Origin of the sequence: Paenibacillus sp. FSL R5-192 (assembly GCF_000517845.1) — a bacterium.
GTDB lineage: Bacteria > Bacillota > Bacilli > Paenibacillales > Paenibacillaceae > Paenibacillus > Paenibacillus amylolyticus.
The window spans coordinates 31,871-44,821 of sequence record NZ_ASPR01000005.1; the positions used below are offsets into that span (position 1 = coordinate 31,871).

Here is a 12,951-nt window from a genome sequence, read left to right on the forward strand (position 1 = left end):
ACCTCCTCCTTTTTTTGCGAGTGCAATATTAAGTTAAAAATCTGCGGGCTCGCGGGCCAGCCGCTTTGGCGGGCGGATCGGGCTGTGGACCGCTGTTGGCTCGGGATTTCTATTCACTCCCCCTCAGCAGGGGAAATCCCGCTCCAAAGGCGGACGCTTCGCTCCCTCTACCCGATTCCGCCCTCCTCCGCTGCTACGCTCGCCTATTTTTAAAAGGTTATTGCCTTCGCTATTCGCTGGGCAACTTTTGCTGGCTCGTTACTTCGTTTAACTCGCTACAGCTTTTAAACCCTGAATAGCTCGCGGGGCAGTCGCTTCGGCGGGCGGATCGGGCTACAGGCCGCTGTTGGCTCGGGATTTCTATTCAATTCCCCCTCAGCAGGGGAAATCCCGCTCCAAAGGCGGACGCTTCGCTCCCTCTACCCGATTCCGCCCTTCTTCGCTGCTACGCTCGCCTGTTTTTAAAAGGTTATTGCCTTCGCTATTCGCTGGGCAACTTTGCTGGCTCGCTATTTAATTAACTCGCTTAATTATTAAGGGCATGAACCTACCGCAGATACATCTGCAACGGTTGCAATTGCAACTCGCGGATGGCTTCTGCTACCTGCTGGGCAAGGCGACGGGCGCCTCGTTCCTGAAAATGCGTGTTATCCTCCACGCCTGATGGGAAGTTCACATACTCGCCTGGCAGTACCCACATAAAGTCTTCCTTAGTGCCTTCAACACCCGCTTGCTCGAACAGAAGACGGCTGCGCTCAGCCAGATCGATCAGCGGAACATCTTCCTCTTCCGCCAGCTCACGCACGGCGATGATATAATCGCCGTGCGTATCGGTCAATGTGTCATCATCCGCAAAATAGCGACGATGCACCGGGGTTATGAGCACTGGACGAGCCTTGACTTCGCGTGCAGCATCGATATACTTTTTCAAATATTCCTTATATGTTGTGAATGGGTCCGTCCCACGTTCAGGGTCAGGCTTCTCATCGTTATGTCCAAATTGAATAAACAGAAAATCTTCGGGCTTGATTCGCTCCAGAATGGCGCTTAATCTGCCTTCATTAATAAAGCTGCGGGAACTGCGGCCTGACTGGGCATGATTATCCACTGCCACATCATGTTTGAACTGTGCCGGCAATAACTGGCCCCAACCGCAATACGGATATCCACTTTCCGGCTGATCTGTTACGGTTGAATCCCCGGCAAGAAATACGGTCATGGTCTGATTCGCAAGAGTAATCTCCAATGCATTGATTCTCGGTGCAGGACCGGAGAATGACAGACGAAGTCTGCCGCCGCGAACAACAACCGAGAATCTAACCTCTGCGTATTGTCCGGGAAGTGTGCGAATGGTTGGCAGTACAAGTCTGCCTTCACCAGCTTTCACGCGGGTCACTGTCTCAGCCAATTCATCCCCTGCAACAAGTAATACTTGGTAGGTTCCGTCGGGAACATCCACGATAAACGAGGCTTTGAGCGGAATACAGAAGCCTGAACGCAATCGGGCAGACATGGTTGTCTGCCCCGGATTGTTATGATGTTGTTTCGTGGGATCCGACACATCGTCATCACTAATGCGTTGTTTCTCATACACCAGAGATCCTGCCTCGAATCCGTATCCTCCGCGTTCCTCATATGCGGTTGTTGCAGTTACTTTCAGATAATCCCCTGTCTCATCTGCTCTTCCCGAGTCCGGTCCAAAGTTAAACTTCCAGCTGGTCACGGACACTGCCTGGCCCTCTGCCGCTGCCTCCATGGCAACGGCCTGACTACCCTGAGCTTTATTCAAAAGCGATAACCTCCTTGGTTAACTTTCGTAAACGTTCATTCGGGCGAAGATACGAAGATACAGTAATCTGGCTTATCCTTTCAATCCGCTGGTGCTCATCCCTTGAACAATTTGTTTCTGGAAGATGAAGAACACAGCTACAACCGGAACCAGACTGACGATGGACATGGCGAACATTGCACCCCAGTTGGAAGCAGATTCGCTATCGAGGAACATTTTCAGCGCCATCGACACGGTGTATTTATCAGGCGAGTTCAGGTACAATACCGGACCGAGCAGATCCTCCCATCTCCAGTAGAAGGAGAAAATGGCTGCAGTCGCCAGAGAAGACTTGATCAGCGGCATAATAATCTGGATATACAGTCTGAATTTGTTACATCCATCGATGGTTGCAGCCTCATCCAGCTCCTTCGGAATCGTTCGAATGAACTGTACCATCAGGAAGATGAAAAACGGCATTCCGAAGAATGTAGGTACAACGATTGGCAAGATAGTATTCAGCCAGCCGAGCTTCGTGAAAATGATGTACTGAGGAACCAATACCACGTCATGTGGCAACATCAGTGTTAACATCATCAAGGAAAACCAGAACGTGCGTCCCTTGAAATTCAGTCTGGCAAAACCAAAAGCGATCAGCGATGACGATATCACAGCACCGATGGTAGATATCACTACGATTACAAGTGAGTTCGTGATGTAATCCATGAACGGTCTTCCCGCTGTGCCTTTCCAGCCATCTACATAGTTGCTCCAGATCCACTCCGCAGGAAACAGGGTATCCGCTGTGACGAATATCGTACGGCTTTCCTTGAATGAACTGAAGAGCATCCAAAGTACGGGATACAACATTAGGAGGGCAAGAGCTGCAACGAACAGGTGATAAATGGGCCATTTCACATTTCTCCAAACCATCGTTACTTCCCTCCTTCAGATTCGTAGAACACCCAGTACTTGGATGTTAAGAATACTGCTACTGTAAGTCCACCAATCATAAGAAGCATGATCCAGGCCATGGCCGAAGCATAACCCATGTTGTTAAACATAAACGCCTGACGGAACAGATACAGGGAGTACAGCATCGTACCGTCCATTGGACCACCTTCGCCTTTGGAGATAATATAGGCAGGTACAAACGTCATGAATGCTCCAATCGTCTGCATAATCATATTGAACAGGACGATCGGGCTAAGCAGTGGCAAGGTGATGCTGAAAAATTTCCGTATAGGGTTCGCGCCATCCACACCTGCTGCCTCGTACATCTCAGTAGGGATATTTTTGAGACCAGCCAGGAAGATCAGCATGGACGAACCAAACTGCCACACAGACAGTGAGATGAGCATAACCAGGGACGCATTCGGGTCACCAAACCAGCTTATAGGCCCGATCCCGATTGCCGTTAGAGCACTGTTGATAACACCCTCATTACTGAAGAGGTTACGCCACATAATGGATACGGCCACACTACCACCGATTATGGATGGCAGGTAATACAGCGTCCGGTACGTTCCAATCATACGAGAGCCAGTGTTTAGGACCATCGCTACGAAGAGGGCAAAGATCAACCTTAACGGTACCCCAATGAATACATACAGAAACGTCACTTTGACCGAGTTCCAATATTTCGGGTCATCAAAAAACATTTTGGTGTAGTTATCAAGCCCAATCCACCGCGGAGAAGTGAATAAGTTATAACTCGTGAACGACATATATAAGGACACAAACATGGGGATGAGTGTGAAGCCCAGGAAACCAATAATAAACGGGCTTATGAACGCATATCCAGTTAAGTTTCTACGTAACGACGAATACTGCCTCAATGGAACGAACCTCCTTCATGGATCAGCTTGCTCCCTCATCCTGGCTTCGGTCATCTGGACGGGGAAAGGCCCTCGCATTTACGAGTAGCCCCATTCCCGACCATCCCTGAAGTGGGACGAGCAAGCCATCATTCAACTGTTATTTATTGTTCGCAAGTACAGATTCGGCGTTCTTGCGGAATGTCTCTGCTGCTTGTTCAGGTGTAATTTTGCCAAAGTTCAACTCTTCAACCACATCTGCTAGGGAAGAGATTACTTCAGGTGAACCAACTGGTGGCGGAGAACTCATTGGTGAAGCCTTAGGCTCCATGGCTGCTACGAATTCAAAGACTTGTTTTGTTGCGTCACTCAGCTCAGGTGCGATAGCTTCTTTGATTGCTCCTGAGATTGGCACACCGCGCTCACCTTTGATCAGTTTGTTGGCTTCCACGTCATTCACCCAGAAATCAATGAATTTAGCTGCTTCTTCCTTCACTTTGGAGTTGGACGTCACACCCCAATACATACTTGGCTGCATATATAGTCCTTTTTCCATATCTGGTCCTGGCATTGGAGCGATTTCGAGTGGACGGTTCGCTACCTGTTGCAAGGCTACGAACTGGTTGGACCATTGCCATACGCCAATTCCTTTTTCCTTCACGAGATCTGATTCCTCAATAATGCCTTTGGTTTGGTTGGCTACATCCGGCGTAGGTGCTGCACCTTGCTCGATCATGCGGCGCATGAGTCCGAAGAACTCCACAAACAATTGATCATCATCATAGCCAAGACCTGTTCCTTCCGCATTGTAAAGTGACAATCCTTTGGTACGCAGGAAGTAGTGGAAGAAAATATCCGGAGCTATCCCTCCATCCAAATACAGACCTTTATCTGCGGTTTGTTTACCCAGTGCTTCATACGATTCCCAAGTCATGTTGTCAGGGATTGCATCCACGCCTGCTTTTTTAAGCAATGCCGGATCATATTGGAAGCCCAGAACGTTAACACCGGCAGGTACACCGTATTGTTTACCGTTAATTACACCTGTGCTGATAACATTCTCGGACACATCGTCCACTTTGATCTGGTTTCCAAGATAAGGCGCTAGATCCTCAAGCTGACCATTCTGTGCATATTGGCTGATGTAGGAAATATCCATCTGAACGATGTCAGGCAACTGATTTGCCGCTGCTTGTGGTGCGAGCTTTTTCCAGTAGTCATCAAATGAAGCATATTCCACGTCGATTTTGACATTCGGGTTTTTCGATTTGTACAGGTCGATGACCTTCTGTGTATATTCATGCCTTGCATCCGAGCCCCACCAAGCGATCCGCAGGGTAACTGAGTCATCTCCAGATGCTCCTTCAGTTCCTCCACCTGAGCTACATGCCGCTGTAAACACGAGCAAAGCAGCCATCATCAGGAATATTGCCTTTTTCACCATGCCAATCTCCCCTTTTATGTTGATATGGTTGTATGAAAGAGTTATCCTTTTTTATTTCTGATAACGCTTTCACAAACTTGTTAATGTCATTTTCGCAAATGTACGACCATAGTTGAATACACAAAACCGTCTTGTTGGTTCAAAAAACAGAGGAGGACAACAGTCCCCTCTCGGCACTGTTCGTCCTCCCCAGACATGAATCACATGATTGGTAGCCCATTGTTATATGCCGATCCTGCGGAATTCCGTAGGTGTCATCCCGGTCCACTTTTTGAACACCTGACTGAAATATTGTGAATTCCCGCCGAATCCGAACAATTCAGCAAGCTCAAATACTTTCACATCCCCGCCTCTGCGAATATGGTCACATGCGCGTTCAATTCGCAGGCGATTCACGTAATTGGAGAAATTCTCTCCTGTGACTTTTTTGAAAATCTTGCCCAAATAATCGGGATTCATATAGAGCATCTGATGGGCGACTCCGTTGAGAGAAAGATCCGCCTCTCCAAAATGACGATCCACGATATCCATCATCTTCTCCACGGCAGAAGACTGGCGACTGATATGGTTTTTGTAATACCCTGAAGTTAATCGGGCTGTACTGCTTGCAACAAAAGACTTCAAACCAGATAACGTATCGATATGCGGCAGTTCTGCCATACGCTGGGTGAATTCCGTTGCCTCCTCAGGTGGACAGACATGCACCATCGCCGAGTAGAGCTGCACTACATAAGAGCGAGTCACCTCGATTTCCAGCTGCTGACGTGATAATAGATCAAACAGACGCTCCACCTCTACCGCTGTTTCCTCGGTATTGCCCGATTTGATCAACTGACACAGTTGCTCGGCATCCTGTTCTACATGCAATCCGTCGCATTCTCCGGCCAGTACCAGATCATTCTTCGTAATCAGCTTGCCTTCACCGATAAAGAAGCGATGGTTCAGATACTGCAACGCCTCACGAAACAACCGCCGCGACTGAATCATTCGATCTGCTTCACTCAGCGCAGCGGTCACTTCCAATTTATATAGTCTGGTGAATGCAGCCCTAACCTCTTCAATACTTTCTTTCAGTCCGGCCGGATCAGCTGAATCCGCGAGCAGAATGAGGAGTTTGCCTTCAATGGTTGTGCTTAACAGGACATGTGGGAGCAGGTCACTGGCAATGTTTTTGATCGCAAATAAGTGGCTGTAATCATGTTCATCTACAATTCGGAACAGCAGTAACCGAACTGCGTTCTCTTCAAGCTCCAGATCAAACAGCTCCTGATAATACTCCAGATCAACCGGCCCATAGGTGCGGTTGGTCATGAACTCCAGCAGAAATTGCTCCTTCACATGTGGAAGGACACGCTGCAATCGCTGTTTCATCTCACCTGCAACATGCTCCTTCACCTGGGCATCCTGATGTTCCTGCAACAGTTCAGTTAATGCATCATGGATCTGATTCTCGTTGCAGGGTTTGAGCAAATAATGCTTCACACCATATTGCATCGCTCTGCGAGCATATTCGAACTCCTTGTAGCCGGATAACATAATAAAACGTACTCCCGGGTATGCTTCAGATGCCTTCTCTATGAGTCCGAGACCATCCAGACCTGGCATGGAAATATCCGTAATAATAATATCGGGTCGCGACTGCCCAATTTTGTCCAATGCTTCAATCCCGTTCCTCGCCGTATCCACCAATTCCGTTCCTGCCGCGGCCCAATCGACCACTTGGGAAATCCCCTCCAGAATGACACGTTCATCATCTACGAGCATCACTTTGTACATCGTCATCGTCCTCTCTGATCCAAGGTATGCTGATCGATACTACAGTTCCTGATCCGGGCTTGCTGCTCATCACCATTCCACCTTCATCACCGAAGGTCAGTCTGATTCGTTCCTGGATGTTAGATAACCCAATGCCCTGTCCTCTTGTCTGAATACGTCCTTCGTGTAGTTGTTTCAGGAATTCCGGTGTCATCCCCGGACCGTCGTCCTCAACTTCAATAATCACCTTATCTCCCTCTGCTCTCGCCCGGATTCGAATCCGGCAGGGGTCAATGCTTGGTTCGAGTGCATAATGTATCGCGTTCTCCACCAACGGCTGTAATGTTAACTTCGGTATCCGCGCCGTTCCTACCTCTGGGGCAATTTCCATGTCGAAATCCAGTCTTTCCTCAAAACGTGTGCGCTGAATTGTCACGTAACTGCGGACAATGTCCAGCTCCCTTTCCAGCGTAATCCACTTCTCGGACATGTTCACAGAGCTACGCAACAGAAATCCGAGAGCCTCAACCATTTCCGAGATCTGTCGTTGCTTCTGTACTTTAGCCAGCCAGTTAATGGATTCCAGCGTGTTGTATAGAAAATGTGGATTAATCTGCGCCTGAAGCGCTTTCAACTCGGTCTCACGAATCACCAGTTGCTTGGCATAATTCTCATCAATCAATTCACGTATTCGTTGAAGCATCATCTTGAATGTGCGATGCAGCAGCCCAACCTCATTCTGTGGAGATATCGGAACATTGCCAAGGGCTGCCTCCTCCAGCTTATCCAGATCACCTTTTTCGATATTACGCATCTTTTTGATCAACTGCGCAATCGGATGGGTAATACTGCGAGAGAATCTCGCTCCAATGATAAGCGCCGCCAGAAAGATCATGATGAAGATCACCGTAACCAACTGTTTGACAAACTGGATCTTTTTAAACATCTGGTCAAACGGGGTTGTGTACAGATAGGTCCAATCCGTATAGGAAGAATGAGCACGAGCTACAAAGTGTCTCCCCTGCTCCAACATGGTAATTCCATAGGGCTGGGTACGCTTCAGTTCAGACTCAATCTCGGCTTCACTGACCGACGATTCTGTTGGATAGATCACTTCTTTTCCATCCGTAATCAGTAATTGGGAGTCCTCAGCCGGTTCTTGCATCTGGTCCTGTACAATTCGGTCCAGCCGGACGCGGATGATCAGTGTGCCGAGGTCCTCCAATGTAAATGCTCCGCCAATAAAGGATTTCACCTGTCGAACCGACAAGAGTCGGGACTGTTTATCCCCACTGGTATGCCATGCATTGGAGCCCGAGTATTGCTGTCCCAGTGCAACCAGTTCCTTTTGCTTCGACTCCGAAATTCCCTCCCGATTGCCTGCGGCCATAACGTTATTATCATTATCGATAAATAGCATGGAATAGACGTATTTTTCAGAACCGGCATATGCGACTAACCTGTTGGTAATTTTTTTACGCAATCCATTTTTCTCGTAACCCGTTTCGGCCTTTTTCAGTTGGAGCAGATATTGCTGAAGCGGCTCGTCCGACATCACCTTGAAGGAGAGATTGGAAATTTCACGAAGTTGATTCTCAATACCTACCGAAGACATATTGAGGACCTGCGAGGATTTCTCATAGATCTGGCGGTCATAGATGCTGAACACATATCGGAGTACGGACGCATAAAACGTAAAGCTGATCAACATCAAAAGTCCGATGAGAAGAATCGTTTTGTGATGAATCGGTAGTGTTGTGAAAGCGTTCTTAATTTTGTTCATCCTAAGCGCTCCTTTGGCTTGCGAGGGGTGCCTGTCATACTATGCATTAGTGGTTTTATTGTAAGTTATTTTCATATTTACACATCCATTGGTCATCTGACAAGATATATTTATGCAACATTTTAGGTCATTAGAGAAGGTATACATCTGTGTCAGCAACTCAAAAAGAACACAAAACAGCCAGAATACCTTGAACAGATCAAGGTATTCTGGCTGTTGAATAACATCATGTTAAAGTATGAAATACAATTTACGGATTAACAAAAACAGTTTTCAGCTTCGCTACATACTGCACATCAAAGCCAAGACCTTCAGCCACCATGGCAAGTGGTACATATGTTTTGGACTCTTTGCCTACCTTATTCAGGAATGCAGGTGTATCCACAGTAACCGATGCTCCATTTACCTTCACAGCATTGGCACCAATCTTCACCGCAACTTTCCGGTCTCCATATGTAATGGTTGCGGTTGAAGTTTTGTTATCCCACACCGTAGTAGCACCGACCGCATTCACGATGTCTTGAATCGCCACAAAGTTTTTGCCGTTACGGATAATCGGTTTGTACGGAGTATTTAATGTTTTGCCACTCACAATAATGTTCATCGGCTCACCTGTCGCGGGTGTAGTCAGCTTCGTGTAGTCGCCCCAGATCGTTTTGGCAAATACTTCGGCAATGGCCGCATATCCAAATTGGTTCGGGTGGAAATCACGATCTTTGATCATATGTGTCATCGTGCCTTCACCACCAACAAACTCCTTGGCCACGTGTGCGACTTTGACATCGGTACCCTGAGCAGTGAATTGTGCTGCAATGCCATCAATGGTCTGTGTGAAGCCTTGGGACGCCTCCATAAGTTTGGCATAGAGTGCCTTGCCTGCTACTTCTGGCATCGGTTGATACTGATCAGCGATGACAATTGTAGCTGTCGGATTAATTTCATGGATATCATTAATCGTTGCACTTACATTGGCTGTATATGTTGCGAGTAATTCTTTTACCTTGGCTTGCAGTTCCTGATCACTCAGTTTGTCTGCTGTACCGAGAAGCTCAGATACATCATTTCCCCCAATGGTAATTGCAACCAGATTGGCCTGTGCTACACTCTCACGGATTGCAGCAGTATTGGCTCCGATCTGTCCCGCTCTTGGATCAGGAAGACTTGGTTGAATGGCTTCAGAAGTCAGCGTTTTGCCATCCTTAATTGCAGTAGTAAAGTTTTTCAGGCCAGTGGTTTTCAATCCGGCAATCCCGTAGTTGTCCACCTGTGTACGTCCATGCAGCAAACCTTGCTCATGCAAACGTTCTACATAACCATAAGGCAATTCTTTTGTGTTGGGCTCATAACCTACCGTTATGGAATCTCCCAATGTGACGATGCGGAACTCCTTAGTTACGGCTACTGCATCTTTCTTCGCTGTCAGCGAAGTCTCGTTTGTACCCGCTGGCAATACACCGGTTTTGGTGTCAGCCGCGTGTGCAGGCAATGCAGATGATGTAAAGAGCAGCATTCCTGCCAACATGCTTACCGTTAAACCGGCAGCTGTATTTTCCCATATACGTTTACGCTTCATTCAGGTAACACTCCTTCTCGCAAATCTATAATTACACTAAATGTACGTGTTCAAAAAGGTCGGTTTTCAGTACCGAGAAGATGGGATGAAGCTAGGCATCCTTCGTAATCAAAAGCGGACTTTTTGAACAACCTCACTAATATATAGTACATTGGTCATTCCAATGACATCGGTTCGTGTTACTCTATTCTATCATTTTAAAGTAGGCGTTGTCCTCTCCACTGAGAGCACACATGAAATAACAGACTCCCTGAAGGGGAGTCTGTTACTGGTTAAGCTCAGCTATGACGTTCAGTGATTAGTTAAGATTGCGGCTTATTTGAGTCTTCAGCAATCAAATGACCCTTGTCGCTCTCCGGTTTGTTCCCGGTAGCTCGCTCCAGATATCGATCATAACGATCATCCACTTCACGTGCCATCTTCCGGTACTTTAACGTTTCCTCAACAATTGGATCACGTTCTGTCTGGATTCGCACTTCATATTTTGGAGGAATCAGCTGGCGTTCACGCTGATTGGTGTCGCCGGACTCTTCCATGTCCCCTTCCGTCAGCATATCACTGAGCCGTTGTTCCAGTTCTTTGGATTCATCCATTGTTTTCGCTCCTTTAATTAAAGTCATACATGCGTTAATTATTACTATTGTACTTTCACTTCGTGTACAGAACCATCTTCCGATCGCTGTTATCCCCAGATTTCTTTGATTCCCTTTTCCAAGGTAGAAATCCGGTGATAAAGGCGAGTAGATGAGTTGAATAAACTCACTCCAGACCGGTTGCTTTCGCTTCCTTCAGCACATCCGTCAGTGCATCATGGATTTTGCCATTGCTGGCAACGACATGATTCACAGACAGTTGGTAAGGCGTTCCGATGGTATCGGTCACCTTGCCACCAGATTCTTCAACCAGCAGCGCACCTGCGGCAATATCCCACGGTTTCAATCCAACTTCGGTGTAGGCGCTGAGACGTCCTGCGGCAACATATGCCAGATGGAGGGCGGCAGATCCACCTGCACGCAAGTTACGAACTTGCGGAGCAAGCGCCTGTACAGCGGCCATATTCAGTGGCAACGCAAAGGTTGTGTCTGCCGGGAATCCAACCGCAATCAGGCTCTGAGCCAGTTCTTGTTCACCAGATACAAGCATCCGGTTTCCGTGAACATATGCTCCTTTCCCTTTTTCAGCAACAAACATTTCATCACGGGAAGGGTCGTAGATCACGCCGACAATGACTTCACCATTGTGAGCCAATGCAATGGACACCGAATAAAACGGGAATCCGTGTACAAAATTCGTCGTTCCGTCCACAGGATCAACAATCCACAAGAACTCTTCTTCCTCGGCCTCTTTCAGTGCTTTTGCCGAAGCTTCCGGTCCCGGTTCGACGCCCTCTTCACCCAGAATGGCATGGTGGGGAAAATGCGTAAGAATCAGGCGGCGGATCATCTGCTCCGCTCCTTTATCCACTTCGGTCACCAGATCTTGGGGTGAATATTTGGTGCCAAGTTCAGCTACCGTCCCAAGACGGCTTTTGATCCATTCGCCAGCTTTGGAAGCTGCATTAATGGCAACGGCAGTATAGCTTTTGCTTGTCACGACATAAGGTGTCTTTTCCTTCTCATTCAAAGCGTTCACTCTACTTTCTATATCAATCTACGAAAAGTTGAAATACTTGTTAAAAGTATACGCCCCACAGGTCGTAAAGTTTCTCGTTGCCCAGGCCCCTTTTGGCACTACGGATGAATGATGACGGTAGACTCGTCCACCCACTCCACACCCTCTTCGTGATAGAATGCCAGCTTCTGCATCAGTTGCACAAGAGCCTCATCCTTGCGTTTGGCCTCAATCATCACGTCAAGTCTTGGGGTGTCTGCTGCGATATGACGCAAGAAATCGAGCACAGGCTCTACCTCCACACCATCGGCATGACCTCGCAGATCCTTCTCACTCTTTGGACTGGAGACATGGATTTTGGGTGGCAATGGCTGATCAGCCGGTGAATCTGCCTGGGCAAGCGGTGACTGCCAGGTCTTTAGAATATCAGGCCACAGATCCCATGCCTGTTCTCCTTCGTTGTTCACCCAATGGTGATGGATATCAAGTACCATGGGCAATCCCAAGCGCTGGCACACGGCAAGTGTCTCAGGCGCATTGAACGTTTTGTCATCATTTTCGAGTGTGAGCCGCTCCTGAATGTCCCGATCCAGCTTCAAAAAGTTTTCTTCAAAACGAAGCGCCGCCGAAGGCTTGTCCCCGTATGCACCACCAATATGTATATTGTTCTTGGCAGTGGCATTCAGCCCCATGGCATCCAGCATCCGAACATGATGACGAAGGTCGCGAATCGAGTTGCGCAGAACTTGCTCGCGGGGGGTACTAAGTACGGTAAAATGATCCGGATGAAAGGACACACGCATATGATTTTCCTTCACAAAATCACCAATGGCCGCAAAGTCCTGCTTCAGCGCCGGGAACGGGTCCCAGTCATTCAGGTCCTCGTGTGTTGCCAGTGGAATCAATTTGGAAGAGAAGCGATATACATGAATATGGCTACCCTTGTTGTGCCTGAGCAAACGTAATGTATTGTGCAGGTTCTCGGCTGCAATCCGTTCGAGCTTGCGGATCGCCGCTTCCCTGTCATCGATTTTGTTAAAACTCGACATGGTCATGGTCCGGGAAGGCGAGGCGTTCTCTATAAGCACGGACATTGCCACGTAACCAAAGCGTACGAGCATGAATCTCTTCCTCTCTATTAGGGCGGAGAACCCGCACGGCATATTTAACCGTCAGGATGTACCGTCACTGTATATAACC

At 47.9% G+C, this 12,951-nt stretch carries 10 protein-coding genes; all 10 read right to left on the bottom strand.

Annotated elements, in window-relative coordinates:
• Positions 1 to 547: 547 nt before the first annotated feature.
• Positions 548 to 1,756 carry a rhamnogalacturonan acetylesterase gene (locus C161_RS03170; protein WP_051447353.1) on the bottom strand — a complete coding sequence of 403 codons (1,209 nt, stop codon included), beginning with the start codon at positions 1,754 to 1,756 and terminating at the stop codon, positions 548 to 550.
• A gap of 105 nt (positions 1,757 to 1,861) precedes the next feature.
• Positions 1,862 to 2,701, bottom strand: a complete 840-nt coding sequence (locus C161_RS03175; RefSeq protein ID WP_017690747.1) for a carbohydrate ABC transporter permease — start codon at positions 2,699 to 2,701, stop codon at positions 1,862 to 1,864.
• Positions 2,702 to 2,703: 2 nt separating this feature from the next.
• Positions 2,704 to 3,606 (bottom strand): carbohydrate ABC transporter permease, encoded by a 903-nt coding sequence (locus tag C161_RS03180; protein WP_036614094.1) that lies wholly within the window; start codon positions 3,604 to 3,606, stop codon positions 2,704 to 2,706.
• A gap of 139 nt (positions 3,607 to 3,745) precedes the next feature.
• Positions 3,746 to 5,029, bottom strand: a complete 1,284-nt coding sequence (locus tag C161_RS03185) for an ABC transporter substrate-binding protein (protein ID WP_036614095.1) — start codon at positions 5,027 to 5,029, stop codon at positions 3,746 to 3,748.
• A 222-nt stretch (positions 5,030 to 5,251) separates the two neighbouring features.
• Complete coding sequence (locus tag C161_RS03190; RefSeq protein ID WP_036614096.1) at positions 5,252 to 6,805, bottom strand: response regulator transcription factor; 1,554 nt, start codon at positions 6,803 to 6,805, stop codon at positions 5,252 to 5,254.
• A complete protein-coding gene (locus C161_RS03195; RefSeq protein WP_036614097.1) occupies positions 6,780 to 8,567 on the bottom strand; it encodes a cache domain-containing sensor histidine kinase in 1,788 nt (595 codons plus the stop codon). The genes C161_RS03190 and C161_RS03195 overlap by 26 nt, the downstream gene beginning before the upstream one ends.
• 250 nt (positions 8,568 to 8,817) lie before the next feature.
• A complete protein-coding gene (locus C161_RS03200) occupies positions 8,818 to 10,140 on the bottom strand; it encodes a stalk domain-containing protein (RefSeq protein ID WP_036614098.1) in 1,323 nt (440 codons plus the stop codon).
• Positions 10,141 to 10,442: 302 nt separating this feature from the next.
• Entirely contained in the window at positions 10,443 to 10,733 is a 291-nt protein-coding gene (locus tag C161_RS03205; protein ID WP_036614100.1) for a hypothetical protein, read from the bottom strand.
• 166 nt (positions 10,734 to 10,899) lie between these two features.
• Positions 10,900 to 11,763, bottom strand: coding sequence for an inositol monophosphatase family protein (locus C161_RS03210; protein ID WP_197997992.1), 864 nt, complete (start codon positions 11,761 to 11,763; stop codon positions 10,900 to 10,902).
• A gap of 107 nt (positions 11,764 to 11,870) precedes the next feature.
• The gene (uvsE, locus tag C161_RS03215) at positions 11,871 to 12,872 is read right to left on the bottom strand and encodes a UV DNA damage repair endonuclease UvsE (RefSeq protein ID WP_036614105.1); all 1,002 of its coding nucleotides are present in this window, start codon (positions 12,870 to 12,872) and stop codon (positions 11,871 to 11,873) included.
• Positions 12,873 to 12,951: the final 79 nt, after the last annotated feature.